14 protein-coding genes and 3 pseudogenes are annotated in these 19,744 nt (G+C 58.4%); 10 read left to right on the top strand and 7 right to left on the bottom strand.

The genetic code is table 11. The features are described 5' to 3' along the window. Positions 1 to 13 precede the first annotated feature (13 nt). Positions 14 to 1,507, bottom strand: coding sequence for an acetyl-CoA hydrolase/transferase family protein (locus PSES9_RS0113485; protein ID WP_085987593.1), 1,494 nt, complete (start codon positions 1,505 to 1,507; stop codon positions 14 to 16). Between the two features lie 225 nt (positions 1,508 to 1,732). Between PSES9_RS0113485 and PSES9_RS0113480 the strand changes: the two genes are divergently transcribed. Then, positions 1,733 to 2,629, top strand: coding sequence for a peptidoglycan DD-metalloendopeptidase family protein (locus PSES9_RS0113480; RefSeq protein ID WP_010487704.1), 897 nt, complete (start codon positions 1,733 to 1,735; stop codon positions 2,627 to 2,629). A gap of 143 nt (positions 2,630 to 2,772) precedes the next feature. On the opposite strand, the gene PSES9_RS0113475 is transcribed toward PSES9_RS0113480, so the two are convergent. From PSES9_RS0113475 to glcC, 6 genes are all read right to left on the bottom strand, one after another. Continuing rightward, a complete protein-coding gene (locus PSES9_RS0113475; RefSeq protein ID WP_010487703.1) occupies positions 2,773 to 4,113 on the bottom strand; it encodes a hemolysin family protein in 1,341 nt (446 codons plus the stop codon). 127 nt (positions 4,114 to 4,240) lie between these two features. Next, positions 4,241 to 5,548 carry a phosphate regulon sensor histidine kinase PhoR gene (gene phoR / locus PSES9_RS0113470; RefSeq protein ID WP_010487702.1) on the bottom strand — a complete coding sequence of 436 codons (1,308 nt, stop codon included), beginning with the start codon at positions 5,546 to 5,548 and terminating at the stop codon, positions 4,241 to 4,243. A 78-nt stretch (positions 5,549 to 5,626) separates the two neighbouring features. After that, positions 5,627 to 6,316: a phosphate regulon transcriptional regulator PhoB gene (gene phoB / locus PSES9_RS0113465; RefSeq protein ID WP_010487701.1), complete on the bottom strand. Its 690-nt coding sequence runs from the start codon at positions 6,314 to 6,316 to the stop codon at positions 5,627 to 5,629. A gap of 115 nt (positions 6,317 to 6,431) precedes the next feature. Beyond that, positions 6,432 to 7,340: a 4-hydroxybenzoate octaprenyltransferase gene (ubiA, locus tag PSES9_RS0113460; RefSeq protein ID WP_010487700.1), complete on the bottom strand. Its 909-nt coding sequence runs from the start codon at positions 7,338 to 7,340 to the stop codon at positions 6,432 to 6,434. A gap of 191 nt (positions 7,341 to 7,531) precedes the next feature. After that, positions 7,532 to 8,089: a chorismate--pyruvate lyase family protein gene (locus PSES9_RS0113455; RefSeq protein ID WP_029529547.1), complete on the bottom strand. Its 558-nt coding sequence runs from the start codon at positions 8,087 to 8,089 to the stop codon at positions 7,532 to 7,534. Positions 8,090 to 8,195: 106 nt separating this feature from the next. Continuing rightward, positions 8,196 to 8,969: a transcriptional regulator GlcC gene (gene glcC, locus PSES9_RS0113450; protein WP_010487698.1), complete on the bottom strand. Its 774-nt coding sequence runs from the start codon at positions 8,967 to 8,969 to the stop codon at positions 8,196 to 8,198. A 251-nt stretch (positions 8,970 to 9,220) separates the two neighbouring features. Here glcC and glcD point away from each other — a divergent pair. The 9 genes and pseudogenes from glcD to PSES9_RS0113405 all read left to right on the top strand — a co-directional run bounded on the left by glcD (position 9,221) and on the right by PSES9_RS0113405 (position 19,733). Beyond that, positions 9,221 to 10,720 (top strand): annotated as a pseudogene (gene glcD / locus PSES9_RS23570) (glycolate oxidase subunit GlcD). Then, positions 10,720 to 11,784 carry a glycolate oxidase subunit GlcE gene (gene glcE / locus PSES9_RS0113440; RefSeq protein ID WP_010487697.1) on the top strand — a complete coding sequence of 355 codons (1,065 nt, stop codon included), beginning with the start codon at positions 10,720 to 10,722 and terminating at the stop codon, positions 11,782 to 11,784. Before glcD ends, glcE begins: the two are co-directional and overlap by 1 nt. A gap of 3 nt (positions 11,785 to 11,787) precedes the next feature. After that, positions 11,788 to 13,005 (top strand): annotated as a pseudogene (glcF, locus tag PSES9_RS23565) (glycolate oxidase subunit GlcF). 10 nt (positions 13,006 to 13,015) lie between these two features. After that, positions 13,016 to 13,417 carry a heme-binding protein gene (locus PSES9_RS0113430; protein WP_010487694.1) on the top strand — a complete coding sequence of 134 codons (402 nt, stop codon included), beginning with the start codon at positions 13,016 to 13,018 and terminating at the stop codon, positions 13,415 to 13,417. A gap of 39 nt (positions 13,418 to 13,456) precedes the next feature. Further along, a pseudogene (locus tag PSES9_RS23560) lies at positions 13,457 to 15,652 on the top strand (malate synthase G). A gap of 187 nt (positions 15,653 to 15,839) precedes the next feature. Beyond that, positions 15,840 to 17,540, top strand: coding sequence for an L-lactate permease (locus PSES9_RS0113420; protein ID WP_010487693.1), 1,701 nt, complete (start codon positions 15,840 to 15,842; stop codon positions 17,538 to 17,540). A gap of 156 nt (positions 17,541 to 17,696) precedes the next feature. Further along, positions 17,697 to 17,864, top strand: a complete 168-nt coding sequence (locus PSES9_RS0113415) for a rubredoxin (protein ID WP_010487692.1) — start codon at positions 17,697 to 17,699, stop codon at positions 17,862 to 17,864. A 262-nt stretch (positions 17,865 to 18,126) separates the two neighbouring features. Further along, on the top strand, positions 18,127 to 19,275 hold the full coding sequence (locus PSES9_RS0113410) for an NAD(P)/FAD-dependent oxidoreductase (RefSeq protein WP_010487691.1): 1,149 nt from the start codon (positions 18,127 to 18,129) through the stop codon (positions 19,273 to 19,275). Between the two features lie 185 nt (positions 19,276 to 19,460). Continuing rightward, the gene (locus PSES9_RS0113405) at positions 19,461 to 19,733 is read left to right on the top strand and encodes an HU family DNA-binding protein (RefSeq protein WP_010487690.1); all 273 of its coding nucleotides are present in this window, start codon (positions 19,461 to 19,463) and stop codon (positions 19,731 to 19,733) included. Positions 19,734 to 19,744: the final 11 nt, after the last annotated feature.

The raw sequence follows: 19,744 nt of genomic DNA, 5'->3' as shown, positions 1-19,744 counted from the left end.
GGCCAGCCTTTGCCTAGCTGGCGAGCATACGACCGCATTCTTCCAGATTGATATGCCAGCTCATGGCTTCGCGCAGGAGGTGCGGCGTGTGGCCGCCCTTGGCGCAGGCTCGCTCAAAATAGTCGAGCAGCGGGGCACGGAAATCCGGATGCACGCAATTCTCAATGATTGTGCGGGCGCGCTCACGCGGTGCCAGGCCGCGCAGATCGGCAAGCCCCTGTTCGGTCACTAGAATATCGACGTCATGCTCGGTATGGTCGACATGGCTGACCATGGGTACCACGCTGGAAATTGCGCCAGCTTTGGCAATCGACTTGGTAACGAAAATCGCCAGGTGTGCATTGCGGGCAAAATCGCCTGAACCGCCAATGCCGTTCATCATCCTGGTGCCGCCCACGTGGGTCGAGTTGACGTTGCCGTAGATGTCGAACTCCAGGGCGGTATTGATCCCGATGATGCCCAGGCGGCGAACCACTTCCGGGTGGTTGGAGATTTCCTGCGGGCGCAAGACCAACTTGTGCTTGTACCTGTCCAGGTTGTCGAATACATCGGCATTGCGTCGGCCAGACAAGGTGATCGAGCTGCCGGAGGCAAAGCGCAGCTTGCCTGCGTCGATCAGGTCGAATGTCGAGTCCTGCAGCACTTCGGAATACATGCTCAGGTTCTCGAATGGCGAATCAATCAGCCCGCACCTCACTGCTTTGGCGATGCTGCCAATACCTGCCTGCAATGGGCCCAGTTCATTGGTCATGCGCCCGGCGTCGACTTCAGCCTTGAAGAAATCGATCAGGTGATCGGCGATGCCCTGGGTTTCGGCATCCGGCGGCAGCACCGTCGAGGGAGAGTCAGGCTGGTTGGTGATGACAATGGCTGCAATCTTGGCCGGATCTATGACGATTGCGTTGGAGCCGATGCGCTGTTCAACCTCAACCAGTGGGATTGGGGTGCGGGTGGGCCGGTAGGTCGGGATGTATATGTCGTGCAACCCCTCCAGGTTGGGGTTGTGCGCCATGTTTATCTCGACAATGATGCGCTTGGCAAAGACCGCGAAACTGGCTGAATTGCCCACGGATGTGGTCGGCACTATATGCCCTTGCTCGGTGATGGCTACCGCTTCAATTACCGCGATGTCGGGTAACTTGAGTTGGTGGTTGCGCAACTGTTCGACTGTTTCCGAGAGATGCTGGTCGATAAACATCACCTGTCCCTCGTTGATTGCCTTGCGCAGCGTCGAGTCGACCTGGAATGGCATGCGCCGGGCCAGAACACCGGCCTCGGTCAGCTGTTTATCCAGATCGTTGCCCAGGCTTGCACCTGTCATCAAGGTAATTTGCAGTGGCTGCATGCGGGCGGGCTCGGCCAGCGCCTGGGGCACCGCCTTGGCTTCGCCTGCACGGGTAAACCCGCTCATCCCGACCGTCATTCCGTCCTCAATTAACAGCGCGGCGTCCTGCGCGCTCATTACTTTGTCCAGTAGGTCGGGGCGACGAACACGATTCATGCAAATCCTCAGGCAGGCCATAAATTAAGGGCCCGCAGTCTAGGCCCACATGGCCATAAAACCTCTAGTACCAAAGTCCAATGGAAAGCTCTATTGCAGGGGTTTTGGGCGACCGGTCGTCGGTTGTGGTAGAGATACAGCGCACATCTTTGGACAAAGCATCTCGTGCCACGTCTGTGTGGCTGCTAATCTGCCGATTCCGGACACTGAAAAATATAAGATCCGAACGATATGCTAGGGCGCTTACTACTTCTCTTCAGTTTTATGACTGTGGCCGTTGATGCTGCGGCCGTGACAATCTACAAGTACACCGATGCCAATGGCGTGGTGACCTACACCGACCAAAAGGCCGCCGGTGCGCAGGTGTTTGTGTTCCGTGACCGTATGGTTGAGAGCCTCGACAGCGAGGTAAAGCTGGAGACCCTCAAGCATGCTGCCGGTGAAACCCTGTTGGTGCGCAACGACCTCTATGCGCCGGTTCAGATCGAACTGAGCATCAACAACGCCGAGAACGCCGCTGGTGTGCCTGATAAGCCAATCAGCTGGATCCTGGCGCCGCGCAGCAAGATTCGCCTGGCCACGCTGGCGCCCTTGGATGCCGGCAAGCCGGTGCGCTACAAAACCAAGCTACGTTACGCCATGGGCGACCCACGGTTGATCCCGACGCAAAAGAAGTATCCGCTGCCTTGGCGTGGTGGCCCGTTTAGCCTGAGCCAAGGGGCCAACGGCAAGTACAGCCACTTCGGGCCTAAAGGCCGCTATGCATTGGATATCGCCATGCCTGAAGGCACGCCTATTGTCGCGGCGCGCGCAGGTGTTGTGGTCAAGATCGAGAACCAGCAGAGCGGGCGTGGCAACAACCCGGCCGGCAACTTCGTTCGGGTGCTGCACAAGGACGGCACCATGGGCGTGTACCTGCACTTGATGAAAGGCTCGGTCAAGGTTGCCGAAGGTACGCACGTCAAGGTTGGCACACCGCTGGCGCTCTCGGGTAATACCGGCAATAGCACCGGCCCGCACTTGCACTTTGTGATCCAGCGCAATGTCGGCCTGGCCCTGGAGTCGATTCCTTTCGACTTCTCGCAGCCAGTCAATACCCTGCCGAACTTTGCCGTGGGCGGCGATTAGCTAGCCTCGCAGGCAACCAAGCATGCCGAGCTTCAATCTATGTATACCCCAAAGCGCCATAAGTGGTGCTTTGGGGTGTGCTTGGTTTGATTGCGGGTTGTGACGCGAGTGGTTGGCGGGCTGGACTGCGGCCAATCAACCGCTCAGTCCAGCTTGACCACTTTGGCCAGCACTATCTTTGGCCCTTTCATCTTCTTGACGATGATGCGCAGGCCTTCGACTTCGAGCACTTCCTCTTCCTCGGGCATGCGCTTGAGCGTTTCGTAGATCAGCCCGGCCAGGGTCTCGGCCTCGATATGGTCGAGGTCGATATTAAGCAGTCGCTCGACCTTGAACAGGGGCGTATCGCCGCGTACCAGCAGTTTGCCTGGCTGGTAGGCGAGGATGCCGCGCTCGGTCTTGCGATGTTCATCCTGAATGTCGCCAACCAGGGCTTCGAGTACGTCTTCCATGGTCAGGTAACCAATCACCTTGCCGTCTGCTTCTTCAACCAGGGCGAAGTGCGAGCCGCCCATGCGGAACTGCTCCAGCAGGTCGGACAGGGGCATATGGCGACTGACCCGTTCCAGCGGGTGCATCAGGTCGCCAATCTTCAGTGCCGAAGGCAGCATCTCCAGCAACGACAAATGCAGCAGCAGGTCCTTGATGTGCAGCACGCCGACAAACTCGCCCTGGGTTTCATCGTAGATCGGGAAGCGGCTGTACTTGTGGCGGCGGAATACGCTGAAAACTTCATCCAGCGGCGCATGCAGGTCGATGTAGACCAGGTCTTCACGGGAGTTGGCCCAGTCGACCACCTCCAGTTCGCCAAGCTCAACGGCCGAGGCCAGCACGCGCATGTCCTGATCGCTCGGGTCGCGAGCGCGGCTCGAGTGCAAGATCAACTTGAGCTCGTCGCGGCTGTAATGGTGTTCGTGATGTGCGCCAGGCTCACCCTGGCCTGCAATGCGCAAAATCGCGTTGGCACTGGCATTAAGCAGGAAGATCGCCGGATACATCGCCCAGTAGAACAGGTACAGCGGCCCGGCAGTCCATAGCGACAGCAGCTCTGGCTTACGAATTGCCCATGATTTTGGCGCCAGCTCGCCGATGACGATATGCAGGTAGGAAATAATGAAGAAAGCGCTGAAAAAGGCGATGCCACTCACCAGTTTGGGTGAGTCTATGCCCAGGCTTGCGAGCAAGGGTTCGAGCACCTGTGCGAATGCTGGCTCACCGACCCAGCCAAGGCCCAGCGAGGCTAGGGTAATGCCCAATTGGCAGGCCGATAGGTAGGCGTCTAGTTGATTGTGGACGGTGCGCAGGATATGCCCGCGCCATCCATTCCTGGCGGCGAGTGTTTCAACCTTGGTCGAGCGCAGTTTGACCATGGCAAATTCTGCGGCAACGAAGAAGCCGTTAAGCAGAACCAGAAACAGAGCGAACAAAATGAGGCCGAAGTCGGCAAAGTAGCTTGCAGCAGAGTAACCAGTCGAGGGGTCCATACAGGATTCAGATAGCTAATGACCGCTAAAGGTTGGGGGCAGATGGTTCGCTTTGCAAGCCTGGTATCAGACTAAATTGCGTTGCGGTTTACCGCTGCTATTAAGATCCAGGCTCGAACGCGCGGCGCTAGGGACGTGGGCGCACCACCTGCATGGGCGGGAAATTGCAGGTGAAGGTACTGCCCTGGCCTTGAGTGCTCTTGATATCAAGCAGGGCGCGGTGACGCAGCAGTACGTGCTTGACGATGGCCAGGCCCAGTCCGGTTCCGCCGGTGCTGCTGGCGCGACTGGAGTCCACGCGATAAAAGCGCTCGGTCAGGCGCGGCAGATGCTTGGCTTCAATGCCCGGGCCGGTGTCCTGCACCGATAAATGGGCGCCGCTGGCATCGCCCCACCAGCGGATATGGATCTGGCCTTGTCCGGGGGTGTATTTCACCGCATTGAACACCAGGTTGGAGAATGCGCTGCGCAGTTCGGCCTCGCTGCCCTTGAGCTTCAGTTGCGGTTCCACTTGCAGCGTAATCTGGTGGTTTTTTTCGCCTGAAAGGGCCTGGGCATCGCTTTTTATCGATTGCAGCATCAGCTCAATATCGACCGGGTGATTATCCGATGGATAGTCAGTGGCCTCCAGCTTGGCCAAGAGCAGCAGGTCATTGAGCAGGTTCTGCATACGCCCGCCTTGCTCCTGCATCTGCTTCAGCGCCCGGGTCCAGCGCGGGTTTACCGCTTCGACATTGTCGAGCATGGTTTCCAGATAACCGGCGATCACGGTCAACGGGGTGCGCAGCTCATGGGAAACATTGGCCACGAAGTCTTTGCGCATTTGTTCGAGCTGGTACAGGCGGGTCACATCGCGTACCAGCAGCAGGTGTTCGTGATTACCGTAACGGGTGATCTGGATCTGTAGCCGGCGTCGATCGGTCAGGGGTGACGGCAAATCAAGCGGGTCATGGAAGTTGTTGCTCTCGAAGTATTCCTTAAAGCGTGGGTCGCGCACCAGGTTGGTGATGGGCTGGCCGCTGTCCTGGGGGGTTTTAAGGCCCAGCAGCGTCTCGGCGGCGATGTTCCACCAATCCAGGTTGCCCTGGCTGTCGAGCATGATCACCGCATCCTTGAGGGCCGCGGTTGACTCCTGGACCCGGTCGATGACCGCTTGCAGGCGACCACGCACTTTCTGGTCGCGGCGTTGCAGGTGATAAATACTGTCGAAGACTTCGCCCCACATGCCGTAGCCGTCTGGCGGCGGCTCTTCAGGTTTGTGCTCTTGCAGCCATTTGTGCAGGCGCAGCAACTGGCTCAATGTCCAACCCAGATGACCGGCTAGGCCAATGACCAGGGCCCAGGCGTATTCGCCAGTCACCAAGCCGACCAGCAAGCATGCACTGACCAGTAACAGGAGGCGGCGCAACACTGCGCCATGCCAGTTTCTATTCACCTAAGGCTCATCCGCCAAGCAATCCTTTTGCGTATCGCCGATAACGAAGGCGATGTGGGTTGATCAATTCAGCCAGGTTCAGCTTTTGGTGGAGAAACGATATCCGGTGCCGCGCACGGTTTGTACTAGATTTTCGTAGACCTCGCCCAGTGCTTTGCGCAGGCGCCGGATATGCACGTCGACCGTGCGCTCTTCCACGTAGACGTTGCCGCCCCAAACCTGGTCGAGCAGTTGGCCACGGGTGTAGGCGCGTTCCTGGTGGGTCATGAAGAACTGTAGCAAGCGGTATTCGGTCGGGCCCATTTCCGCCGGTTTGCCATCGATGGTCACCCGGTGGCTGACCGGATCGAGCAGCAGGCCACCAATTTCGATAGGGCCTTCACTGTCACTTGGTCCTGCACGGCGCAACACGGCCTTGAGCCGCGCAACCAGCTCTCGCGGCGAAAACGGCTTGGTGATGTAGTCATCCGCGCCAACTTCCAGGCCCTGGATCTTGTTGTCTTCCTCGCCCTTGGCGGTGAGCATGATGATCGGAATATCCCCGGTCATCTCGTCACGCTTGAGGCGCCGCGCCATTTCTATGCCTGATGTGCCCGGCAGCATCCAGTCGAGCAGAATCAAATCGGGCTTACGGTCAACGATGATGCTGTGGGCTTGTTGGGTATTTTCAGCTTCCAGGCATTCATAGCCCGCCATCTCCAGAGCGACCGCAATCATTTCGCGGATTGGAGCTTCGTCATCGACGATCAGGATATTCTTGCCAACCATGGTTCCCGCCTCGGTAGGTTCAACTGTCATGCGCTGCATTAGATAACGGAATTATTGCAGTCATATGACAGAAAAACGCAGCGCGCCGATAAATCAGCGCTGCAAAGGGCTTTCGTCAGGCCGCTACTGGTGCCGCGCGCAGCGCGTAATCGGCGACCAGGCCAATAAAAATGGCCAGTCCGGCCCAGTGGTTATGCAAAAACGCCTGGAAGCAGGCCATGGGTTCGCGCTCGCGCGTGCTCCAGAACTCCCAGGCAAAACAGCCCGCAGCGACCAACAAGCCCAGGTGGAAACAGATTCCCAGCTCGAAACGCGCAGCGGCCATGAGCAGGCACAACAGGGCCAGGCCCTGCAGTGTGGCAATGATGATGCGATCGGCTTCACCAAACAGAATGGCCGTAGAATTGACCCCGATCTTTAAATCGTCCTCGCGGTCGGCCATGGCGTAATAGGTGTCGTAGGCGACTGTCCACAGCAGGTTGGCGATATACAGCAGCCAGGCTTCGGGTGGAACCTGGCCGGTTTCTGCGGTGAACGCCATCGGCATGCCCCAGGAGAACGCCGCGCCCAGCACCACCTGTGGATAAAAGGTGTAGCGCTTCATAAAGGGGTAGCACGCCGCCAGTGCAACGCCACCAAATGACAGCCAGATGGTCGCCGGGTTGGTGAACAGCACCAGGATGAAACTCAGCGCCACCAATATGGCAAAGAAGATCAATGCCTCGCGTGGACTGATCTTGCCGCTGGCCAATGGTCGTTGCTTGGTGCGTTTGACGTGCCCGTCGAAGTTGCGATCGGCATAATCATTGATAACGCAGCCGGCGGCGCGCATCAGTATCACGCCGAATACGAAGATAAACAGGTTCTTCAGGCTCGGCATGCCTTCAGCTGCGACCCACAGCGCCCACAGGGTTGGCCAGAGCAGCAAATAGATGCCGATGGGCTTGTCCATGCGCGTGAGTTGAATAAAGTCCCAGCAGCGCGGGTGCAGGCGATTGAGTGATTGCAGCAGGCGGCTATACATCGAGCGCTTTCTCCGTGGCAGTTGCGCGGATTATACGGACAGTGCGAGCAAATGCCCGACACAGATGCAGAACCTGTGAAAGCTAGCGCACAGGGTATGGATTGCCAACCGCAGCCCTGGCTGCTGCATGACGGAGGCGGGCAGTGCGAATCAGATGGCGATCCCGAGCATTGAAGTCAGGTGATCGCGGTTCAGGGCTGATCGACCTGCGCGGCAGCCCAGAATGCAGGCAAGAATACTTCCGCGACCAGAATCGCCAGTTTGCCCCGGCTAAAGCACGAGCGCCGCGCCCACGGGCGCTGTGCGCGTACCTCGGCGGGCACGCAGGCCGCTGGATAATGGCAGGCTTGCAGTTCTCCGCGATCAAACGCATGTTCACTGAACAGCAATTCGCCGAGTGAGCGCGTGCCGAGTTGTGCCAGCGCCAGCCCTGAGCCTTCGAGCGCGCTGCGCGGGCTTACGCTGCGGGCGAACACCCAGGGTTCGCCATGGCCACGCAAATACACTTCGCGCACCCAGCCCTGGCTGCCATCTGCAACGCCCAGGGCTGCGCACTCATCATGGCGCATGCGCTGCCAGCCTTCGCTGATGGGCGTCACGCTGAAATGATCGGCAGACAGGCCGATCAACCTTTGAGTCAGCGAATCCTGGTTAACAAACAGCCAATCGTGCACCTGGATGCTCGGCGAGGGCTGTAGCTGGCTGGCGGTAAACCAGCGCGGTGGATGGGCTAGCGCAGCCTGGGGCACAAGATTGATCGGCACGGGGTTGGGTCTTGAGTGCTTTGGAGGTGCGCGAGTTTATCACGCACACCGTCAACCTCTGAACAATGTAGCGAGCGCAGTGGTTTGTAACTCATGCCCAGCCTTCGAGGCGCATGGTCGCCCGCACCAGGCGTTGCTCTTCAAGCTCGATGTCTTTGAGATTGTCACGGATGCTATGTATGTGTTCGCGCGCGGCGCGTTGTGCCTGTTCCGGCAAGCGCTCGATCACGGCGTGATACAGCCGTGAATGCTGGCGGTCGATCTGGCGCTTTTGCAGCGGCCGGTGATAAAGGTTGTTGACCGAGGCAAACACCGAGTTAAGCATCAGGTCAGTCAGTGATTGCAGGGTGTGCAGCAGCACCGGGTTATGCGATGCCTCGCAAATGGCCAGGTGGAACGCATGGTCGAGTCGTGCATGTTCACGGGCATCAATTTCGCGTGTGTCGCTATGGGCGGCAAGCATTTCCTCATAGCGCCGGGTCAACAGCACAAAATCCGCGTCGGTGCCGCGCAGAGCGGCCAGTCGCGCTGATTCCGCCTCCAGCAGGCCGCGCACTTCCAGCAGATCGAACAAGGTACGCGGTTGTGAGCTGAACAGGTGCATCAAGGGGCTGGCATCACGGGTGCCGGTAAGCTGCGCCACCCGTGAGTTGCGACCTTGAGCCGTGTCGATGATGCCGCGCCCGCGCAATACTTTCAGCCCTTCACGCAGGGCCGAGCGAGAGATACCGAGCTTCTCGCACAAGCGCCGCTCCGAGGGCAGCGGTTGGCCAACCTTGAGTACGCCATCGACGATAAGGCGTTCAATTCGCTCGGCGACCACATCGCAGACCTGACGTCGTGCCGGGGTGATTTCTCCTGACATTGGGTACCTTTTCAACTGGTAGGACCAGTTTTTAATTGTTGTTCAAGGGTCAATCAATATAAACCGAGTTGCCAATGATTGCGGGCTTTATAGCAAGGTATCAATAAGACCTATTGCTTAAAAACTGGTCGTACCAGTTGTTCCGGTGCTAGACGCTCGATCGCTGGCAGCTTAAACATAGGCGGCATAACTAGCCTGTGCATGTTTTGCATGGGCAATAAAAATAACGCTGCTGTTGAAATGAGCCTGCCATGAGCATTGTTTACGACGAGCGAGTCGATGGCGTGCTGCCTAAAGTTGATAAGGCCGCGCTATTGAGTGAACTGCAAGCGCGCCTGCCCGACCTTGATGTGCTGCATACTGAAGAAGACCTAAAGCCATACGAGTGCGATGGCCTGTCGATGTACCGCACCACGCCGATGATGGTGGTGCTGCCTGAGCATATCGGGCAAGTCGAAACCCTGCTGAAAATCTGTCACCAGCGCCAGGTTCCTGTCGTTGCGCGCGGTGCCGGCACCGGTTTGTCAGGCGGCGCCCTGCCTTTGGAGCAGGGGATTTTGCTGGTCATGGCACGTTTCAATAAAATCCTCGAAATCGACCCTGCCGGGCGCTTCGCTCGTGTGCAACCGGGTGTGCGTAACCTGGCGATCTCGCAAGCCGCCGCGCCCTATGAGTTGTATTACGCACCGGACCCATCCTCGCAAATTGCCTGTTCGATTGGTGGCAACGTCGCTGAAAACGCCGGTGGCGTGCATTGCCTTAAATAAGGCCTGACGTGCCTAAACCTGCTCAAGGTTGAAATCCTTGCCGTCGGGGGCGAGCGGATGACGCTGGGCAGCGATGCGCTGGACTCGCCCGGCTTTGATTTGCTGGCGCTGTTTACCGGCTCTGAAAGCATGCTCGGGATTGTCACCGAAGTGACGGTCAAGCTCCTGCCCAAGCCGCAGGTGGCCAAGGTCTTGCTGGCCAGCTTCGACTCGGTCGAGAAGGCCGGGCGCGCCGTGGGCGACATCATTGCCGCGGGGATTATTCCCGGTGGCCTGGAAATGATGGACAACCTGGCGATTCGCGCCGCCGAAGACTTTATTCACGCCGGTTATCCGGTGGATGCCGAGGCCATTCTGCTGTGTGAGCTCGATGGTGTAGAGGCCGATGTTCACGCCGATTGCGAACGGGTCAGGCAAGTGCTTGAAGCCGCAGGTGCAACCGAGGTGCGTCTGGCCCGTGACGAAGCAGAGCGCGTCAGGTTCTGGGCCGGGCGCAAGAATGCATTCCCGGCGGTGGGGCGTATTTCGCCGGATTATTACTGCATGGACGGCACCATTCCACGCCGCGAATTGCCTGGCGTGCTCAAGGGCATTGCCGATTTCTCCGAGGAATACGGCCTGCGGGTGGCCAACGTATTCCACGCCGGTGATGGCAACATTCACCCGCTGATACTGTTCGATGCCAACCAGCCGGGGGAGCTTGAGCGCGCCGAAGCCCTGGGCGGCAAGATTCTAGAGCTGTGCGTGAAAGTCGGTGGCAGCATCACCGGCGAACACGGGGTTGGCCGTGAAAAGATCAACCAGATGTGTTCGCAGTTCAACAGCGATGAGCTCACCCTGTTCCATGCGGTGAAAGCAGCATTTGACCCCAGTGGCTTTCTCAATACGGGCAAGAACATTCCTACCTTGCACCGCTGCGATGAGTTCGGCTCGATGCACGTGCATCACGGTCAGTTGCCATTCCCTGAACTGGAGCGTTTCTGATGGTTGTGCGCCATGATGCAGACGCCAGCAAGGCGCTGCTAGAACAAGTGAATCAGGCCCTCAATAGCGGCACCAAACTGCGTATTCAGGGCGGTAACAGCAAGGCATTTCTCGGCCGCAAGGTCGAAGGTGAAGTGCTCGATACCCGGGTCCATTGTGGCATTGTCAGCTACGACCCAACCGAGCTTGTAATTACCGCACGCGCAGGTACGCCGCTGGTTGATTTGCAAGCAGCGCTGGACGAAGCCGGGCAGATGCTGACCTGCGAACCTCCCCATTTTGCCGAAGATGCAACCGTTGGCGGCATGCTCGCTGCCGGTTTGTCCGGGCCGCGCAGGCCCTGGTCGGGTGCGGTACGTGATTTGGTGCTGGGCACTCGGGTCATCACCGGTTTTGGCAAGCACCTGCGCTTTGGCGGCGAAGTGATGAAAAACGTCGCCGGTTACGATGTTTCGCGCTTGATGGCCGGCAGTCTTGGTTGCCTTGGGCTGGTCACCGAGGTGTCGCTCAAGGTCCTGCCCAAGCCCCGTGAATGTGTCAGCCTGCGCTTTGAGGTCGATGTCGAGACGGCCCTGAAAAACCTGGCGGAGTGGGGCCAGCAGCCTATTCCGATCAGCGCTGCCAGCTATCACGACAATGCGCTGCACCTGCGTCTTGAAGGCGGCGAGGGTTCTGTCGCCTCGGCCCGTGAACGTTTGAGCTGCGAGTTGCTCGATGGCGATTACTGGCAGCAACTCAATGAGCATCAATTGCATTTTTTCCGCAGCGAAACGCCGCTGTGGCGTATCTCGGTACCGAACAACACCGGCGTATTGGCGCTGCCGGGCGAACAGCTGATCGATTGGGGCGGGGCGCAGCGCTGGCTCAAGTCCGATAGCGATGCCCAGACCATCCGCCGGATCGTCAGCGAAGTTGGCGGCCACGCCACCTGTTTCACCCCAGGCGGGTGCGACAGCCCGATGCCGCCGCTGAGTGCACCACTGCAGCGTTATCACCGTCAGCTCAAGGCCCAGTTGGACCCGCAAGGGATCTTCAATCCTGGCCGCATGTACCCCGAGGTTTAAGCCGTGCAGACCAATTTAAGCGAACAAGCCAAGCGTCTGCCGCGTGCCGAAGAAGCCGAGAGCATTCTGCGCTCGTGCGTGCATTGCGGTTTTTGCAATGCGACCTGCCCGACTTACCAGTTGTTGGGTGACGAACTGGACGGCCCGCGCGGGCGCATCTATTTGATCAAGCAAGTGCTCGAAGGCCATGAAGTCACGGCCAAAACCCAGCAGCACCTGGATCGCTGCCTGACCTGCCGCAATTGTGAAACCACCTGTCCTTCAGGCGTTGATTATCACAACCTGCTCGATATCGGCCGCGCCGTGGTGGATGCCGCCGTGCCGCGCCCAGCCAGCGATCGCATCTTGCGTGAAGGCCTGCGCTTGCTGACGCCGCGCCCGACACTGTTTAAATCCCTGACTCAGGTGGGGCAGGTGTTTCGTCCGCTGCTGCCGCAGACCTTGAAAAGCAAGTTGCCGCGAACCGTTCGCCCGGCCAAGGCCCGGCCTGCGGTTACCCATGCGCGCCAGGTGCTGATGCTCGAAGGCTGCGTGCAGCCGGGCCTGTCGCCCAACACCAATGCTGCGGCGGCGCGCGTGCTGGATAAGTTGGGCATTAGCGTCAAGCCGATTCAACAAGCCGGTTGCTGTGGCGCGGTGGACTGCCACCTCAATGCGCAGGATGCCGGTCTTTAGCGCCCCCGGCGCAATATCGATGCCTGGCTGCCAGCGCTGGAAGCGGGTGCCGAAGCGATAGGGCCAACCGCCAGCGGTTGCGGTGCATTCGTCAAGGACTACGGCCATATGCTCAGGCACGACCCTGTCTACGCGAGCAAAGCCGCGCGGGTCAGCGCCCTGACCAAGGACTTGGTCGAGGTGTTGCGCGATGAGCCGGTTGAAAGCCTCGGCGCTGATTCGGACAAGCGCCTGGCATTTCATTGCCCCTGCACCTTGCAGCATGCACAAAAGCTCGGCGGCGCGGTTGAAGCGGTGCTCGGGCGTATTGGTTTCAACCTCACCAGCGTGCCGGACAGTCACCTTTGCTGTGGCTCGGCAGGCACTTATTCATTGACTCAGCCGCAACTGTCGAAGCAGCTGCGCGACAACAAGATGAACGCCCTCGAGAGCGGTAAGCCCGAGGTCATTGTCACCGCCAATATCGGCTGCCAGACCCACTTGGATGGTGCAGGACGCACGCCAGTAAGACACTGGATCGAGCTGGTCGAAGAAGCCCTTAATTAGGATCTATGTCATGCAAACCAAAGCAATTTTGAGCCAGCAGGAAGTCAACCGGATCATTGCCGCAGCGCGTAGCGAGGCCCAGCAAAACCAGTGGGCGGTGAGCATTGCCGTGGTGGATAACGGTGGTCATCCACTGGCCCTGGAACGCCTTGATGGCTGCGCGCCGATTGGTGCCTATATCGCCACTGAAAAAGCGCGCACCTCTGCGCTGGGACGTCGTGAGTCAAAGGGTTATGAAGATATGGTCAATGGTGGGCGCAATGCATTTCTGTCGGCTCCGCTGCTGACCTCACTGGAAGGTGGTGTTCCGGTGATCATTGATGGCCAGGTGGTTGGCGCAATCGGGGTTTCCGGGGTGAAAGCCGAACAGGATGCACAAGTGGCTAAAGCGGGCGTACAAAGCCTGAATTGAGTGGCTTGCCGGCCTACCGCAATTAATGGAGATGTGAAGATGACTAATCAGCGCCTGCAAGTAGCTGCCAACCTGCAACGTTTTGTCGATGAAGAAGTACTGCCGGGCACCGGGATTGAACCCAAGGCTTTCTGGGCTGGTTTTGATGCGCTGGTGCAAGACCTGGCCCCGCTTAATCGTCAGCTTTTAGCTGAGCGTGACCGCCTGCAGGTCGAACTGGACAACTGGCACCGTGCCAATCCCGGGCCTGTCAGCGACATGCCTGCGTATCGCAAATTTCTGGAGTCCATTGGCTACCTCTTGCCGCAGCCCGAAGCGGTCAGCGTCAGCACCAGCAATGTCGATACTGAAATAAGCAGCCAGGCTGGCCCGCAACTGGTGGTGCCGGGAATGAATGCGCGCTATGCCTTGAACGCCGCCAACGCCCGCTGGGGCTCGCTGTACGATGCGCTTTATGGCACCGATGCCATCTCCGAGGCCGATGGCGCCAGCAAAGGGCCGGGCTATAACGAAGTGCGCGGCGCCAAGGTCATTGCCTTTGCCCGCAATGTGCTGGACCAGGCTGCGCCATTGGCCAGTGGCTCCCATGCCGACTCGGTGCGCTACAGCGTGGTCGAGGGTCAGTTGCAGGTTGCCTTGCAAGACGGCGCAACTGTTGGCTTGAAAGCCCCCGAGCAGTTTTTTGGCTTGAAAGCCCCCGAGCATTTTTTTGGCTTGCAAGGTCCGGCCGATACGCCCAGTGCGGTCTTGCTGAAAAACCATGGCTTGCACATTGAGATTCAAATCGACCCGAGCAGCCCAATTGGCAAGACCGATGCCGCAGGCGTCAAGGATCTGCTGATCGAGGCGGCGCTCTCGACGATTCTCGATTGCGAAGACTCGGTCGCGGCTGTCGACGCCGACGACAAGGTGGTGATCTACCGCAACTGGCTCGGCTTGATGAAAGGTGACCTGACTGAAACCCTGTAGAAGGGCGGCAAGCAGATTGTTCGTCGGTTCAATCCCGATCGCCAATATCAGACAGGCTCTGGCGCCGAACTGACATTGCATGGTCGTTCATTGATGTTCGTGCGTAACGTTGGCCACCTGATGAGCAATCCTGCAATTATCGACGGTGAAGGCAACGAGATCCCGGAAGGCATACTCGACGGGGTGATGACCAGCCTGATTGCCTTGCACGACCTGCAACGCAAGGGCAATTCCCGTACCGGCAGCGTGTACATCGTCAAGCCGAAAATGCATGGTCCGGCCGAGGTTGCCTTTGCCAATCAATTGTTTGCCCGTATCGAAACGCTGTTGGGCATGGCCAAGAACACCTTGAAGATGGGCATCATGGATGAGGAGCGCCGTACCAGCGCCAACCTCAAGGCCTGTATCGCTGCAGCCTCTGAACGTGTGGCGTTTATCAATACCGGTTTCCTGGATCGCACCGGTGATGAAATGCACACGGCAATGGAAGCCGGCCCCATGTTGCGCAAGGGCGATATGAAATCGACGCCCTGGATTCAAGCCTACGAGCGTAACAATGTGCTGGTTGGCCTGGCCTGTGGCCTGCGCGGCAAGGCGCAGATCGGTAAAGGCATGTGGGCAATGCCGGACTTGATGGCCGACATGCTGGTGCAAAAGATCGGCCACCCAAAAGCGGGCGCCAATACCGCCTGGGTGCCTTCGCCAACCGCGGCGGTATTGCACGCCCTGCATTATCACCAGGTTGATGTGCAAGCGGTGCAGCGCGAGTTGGAGCTGATCGACCTTGGCGCACAACGTGACAGCCTGCTCAAGGACTTGCTCACAGTGCCAGTCGCCGTTGCGCCAAGCTGGAGCGACAGTGATATCCAGCAAGAGCTGGACAATAACTGCCAAGGGATCCTGGGCTATGTAGTGCGCTGGGTGGAACAAGGCGTTGGTTGTTCGAAAGTCCCGGATATCCACAACGTTGGCTTGATGGAGGATCCCGCCACCTTGCGTATTTCCAGCCAGCACATCGCCAACTGGCTGCGCCACGGTATCGTCAGCCCGCAGCAGGTCGAGGCAAGCTTGCAGCGCATGGCGGCGGTGGTTGACCAGCAAAATGCGGGCGACCCGTTATACCGGCCAATGGCGCCTGATTTTGCCCAGTCCGCGGCGTATCTGGCGGCGAGTGATCTTGTGTTCAAGGGCCGTGAGCAACCGAGCGGCTATACCGAACCATTGCTGCATGCATGGCGACTGCGTTTCAAGCAGCAGCATGGCTGATCGACAAAAGTAATACCCGGCCCCGACCGCTTTTAGCTGTCGGGGCTTTTGAGCATTGGCGCCGACCTCGGCTAAACGCTGGGGTTGGCGTCACATAGTCCTGCGTAGACCACACAGGACTGAGTGCGTGGCGCCGGGCAAGACCCGGAAAATATGCGGTTCACAAAAAGAACAAGGAACCAAGCTAATGAGTCAAACACTGTTGTCCATATTGGCCTTTGTGCCATTGATACTTGCGGGCGTATTACTGATTGGCTTTCGTTGGCCAGCCAAGTATGCAATGCCCGTGGTCTTCTTCCTCACCGCAATCATCGGCCTGACCGCATGGGATATGTCCCTGGTCCGGGTTGTTGCCTCAAGCTTGCAGGGGTTGATCCTGACTGCTGCGATCCTGTGGATCATCTTTGGCGCGATCCTGTTGCTCAATACCCTCAAGCATTCGGGTGGCATCAGTGCCATTCGTCGCGGCTTTTCCGGCATCAGCCCGGACCGTAGGGTGCAGGCGCTGATCGTAGCCTGGTTGTTCGGTTGCTTTATCGAGGGTGCGTCAGGCTTCGGTACACCCGCTGCAGTGGCTGCACCTTTGCTGGTTGCGCTGGGCTTCCCGGCATTGGCTGGGGTGGTGCTGGGCATGATGGTGCAGTCGACACCGGTATCTTTCGGTGCGGTCGGTACACCAATGCTGGTGGGTGTTGTCGGGGGCCTGGACAAGACCGGGATGACTGCACAACTGGCGACAGTGGGCAGCAGTTGGGACATCTTCTTCCAGATGATCGTCTCGCGCGTGGTGATCATGCACGGCGTGATCGGGATACTGATGCCGCTGTTCATGCTGGCGATCATGACGCGCTTTTTCGGCAAGAACCAATCGTGGAAAGAAGGCCTGCAAATGGCTCCGTTCGCGATCTTTACCGGTTTGGCCTTCTCTCTGCCGTACATGGCTGCCGGGGTTTTCCTCGGGCCAGAGTTCCCATCGATGATCGGTGCGCTGGTTGGCTTGTCGATTGTGATTCCAGCTGCCAAAGCCGGCTTCTTGCTGCCCAAGCAGACCTGGGACTTTGCCGATGCCAAAGATTGGCCGGCGGAGTGGATGGGCAAGATCGAGATGAAAATCGAAGATATCGCGGGCAAGACCCCGATTTCCGTGCCAATGGCATGGGCGCCTTATCTGCTGCTGGCGGTGTTCCTGGTTGCATCTCGGGTGTTTCCCGAACTCAAGGCTGCCTTGAGTGCGGTCAGCTTTGGCTGGAGCGATATCCTCGGTGAAACCGGTGTTTCTGGCTCCATCCAGCCGTTGTTCCTGCCGGGTGGCATTCTGTGCATCGTGGTGCTGGTGACCTTCTTCCTGCATCGCATGCGTGCGTCGGAGATGGCGGCGGCTATCGGTGAGTCGAGCCGCACGCTGTTGGGGGCAGGTTTCGTGCTGATCTTCACCATTCCGATGGTGCGTATCCTGATCAACTCGGGCGTCAACGGTTCAGACCTGGTGTCCATGCCGGTGGCAATGGCTCAGTTTGTAGCCGATAGCGTAGGCGGTATCTATCCGTTTTTCGCGCCTGCCGTTGGTGGCCTGGGTGCCTTTATCGCAGGCTCCAATACCGTTTCCAACCTGATGCTGTCGCAGTTCCAGTACAACGCTGCCGGCCTGCTTGGGGTGTCCGGTGCGATGATGGTTGCCGCACAGTCGGTCGGAGCGGCGGCGGGTAACATGATTGCCATTCACAACGTGGTGGCAGCATCGGCCACAGTCGGCTTGCTGGGACGTGAAGGCATCACCTTGCGTAAAACCATGCTGCCAACCCTGTATTACCTCCTGGCGGCAGGTAGCCTGACGCTGATTGCGATGTACGGTATGGCCATCAGCGATCCACTGCTGGCAGCTGGCTAAGCCTTGATCTAGAAGGGGTTCTGCCCGTCTTTCGACGGGCAGTCCAGGGCTTTTATTGGCTCAGTGGCAATGGGCAGTCGTCGCTCAACCGCTTGGCGCACTGGCGCATTTACGGTAGTTTCCCGCGCATAGCCCTGAGATTCACCTGAGGTTGACATGAAGAAGTGGCAGTGCGTGGTATGTGGTCTGATTTACGATGAGCGTCTGGGCTGGCCAGATGAAGGCATTGCGCCTGGAACGCTGTGGCAAGATGTGCCGGAAGACTGGCTATGCCCGGACTGCGGCGTAGGCAAGGCAGATTTCGAGATGATCGAGATCGGTTGATCCACTATCAGCGGAGCCCCGCATGGGGGCTGCGCTGGCCAGTGCTGCAAAGCAAACGGTGACCCATGAGGTCGCCGTTTTTTTATGGCGGCTTTTCAGCGCCATGTGTTTGATTTGGAGGCTGAAGGATAATTGGTTATGGTCGTCTGGTATTGCCCCGTGTCTTGGCTGTATCAGTGCACATGGCATCTTCGCTCCATTGGCTCTTCTCAAGCAGCAACGCGCATGCGCGGGGTATGCATTAACTCAAAGGAAATATCGTATGAGCGCACCTGTAGTTATCGTCGGTACCGGGCTGGCCGGTTACAACCTGGCCCGTGAGTTTCGCAAGCTCGACAGCGAAACGCCGCTACTGCTGATTACTGCCGATGACGGTCGCTCTTACTCCAAGCCGATGCTGTCGACCGGCTTTGCCAAGAACAAAGATGCCGATGGCTTGAGCATGGCCGAGCCTGGTGCCATGGCAGAACAGCTCAATGCTGAAGTGCGCACCCATACCCGTATTACCGGTATTGATGCCGGACACAAGCAATTGTGGGTCGGCGAGGAAGCCATCGCCTACCGTGACCTGGTGTTGGCGTGCGGCGCCCAGGTGATTCGGGTTCCGGTTGAGGGTGATGCGCAAGACGCCATTTACTCGATTAACGATCTTGAGGATTACGCCAGGTTCCGTGGCGCCTCGGTGGGCAAGAAGCGGGTGTTGATAATGGGCGTAGGCTTGATTGGCTGTGAGTTCGCCAACGACCTGACGCTTGGCGGCTACCAGGTTGAATTGGTCGCACCTTGCGAGCAAGTCATGCCGGGCCTGTTGCATCCAGCTGCCGCTACAGCCGTGCAAACAGCACTTGAAGGCCTTGGCGCTCGCTTTCACCTGGGGCCGGTTCTGGCCAGCCTTAACCATAAGGCTGCGGCGCTTGAGGCACATTTATCCGATGGCACTGTGATTGAGTGCGACCTGGTGCTTTCGGCCATTGGCCTGCGTCCGCGAACCGAACTTGCTACCGCCGCTGGCTTGCAGGTCAATCGCGGGGTAATGGTCGACCGCCAGTTGGCGACATCCCACGCCAATATCTATGCATTGGGCGATTGCGCGGAAGTTGATGGCCTTAACCTGCTCTATGTCATGCCACTGATGACCTGCGCACGCGCCTTGGCACAGACCTTGGCTGGCAATCCGACAGCTGTCAGCTACGGCGCCATGCCGGTGACGGTTAAAACCCCGGCGTGCCCACTGGTGGTATCACCCCCGCCCCTGGGTAAACACGGCGAGTGGACAGTTGCAGGCAGTGGTTCTGATATTAAGGCGCTGTGCCATGGCCCCTCTGGCGCGCTCTTGGGGTACGCGCTAACCGGTACGTCCGTGCAAGAAAAGTTGGCTCTAAATAAGGCCCTCCCAGCCCTGTTGGCGTAAATAGCAGTCGATCTGTCGGTTACGCCACAAAATTGCTTGATTTAACTGCCGAGCAGTACTGGCGCTGCTTGTAAACGCATGCCATTCTCCTTGTGTCTGCCGCAGCGCAGAGCTGTTGCGGCGCCTTGGGCGCTGCTCATGGAGAAGCACGGACACAACAAAAACAAACCGTCAAAGGGGCAACTATGCGTAAACCAGAATTGGCCGCTGCAATCGCGGAAAAAGCTGATCTGAGTAAGGATCAAGCAAACCGTGTACTCAACGCCGTACTTGAAGAAATCACTGGCGCGCTGAACCGTAAAGACAGTGTGACTTTGGTTGGCTTTGGTACTTTCATACAGCGCCATCGTGGTGCTCGTACTGGTAAGAATCCACAAACCGGTGAGCCAGTAAAAATCAAAGCCAGCAACACTGTTGCTTTTAAACCGGGCAAGTCCCTCAAAGATGCGGTAAATTAAACACAGAGTGT

The sequence above is a fragment of the Pseudomonas sp. S9 genome (genome assembly GCF_000222125.1).
Lineage (GTDB): Bacteria > Pseudomonadota > Gammaproteobacteria > Pseudomonadales > Pseudomonadaceae > Aquipseudomonas > Aquipseudomonas segetis.
The sequence above is the reverse complement of the archived record's forward strand: the minus strand, read 5'-3'. Positions and strand labels throughout refer to the sequence as shown.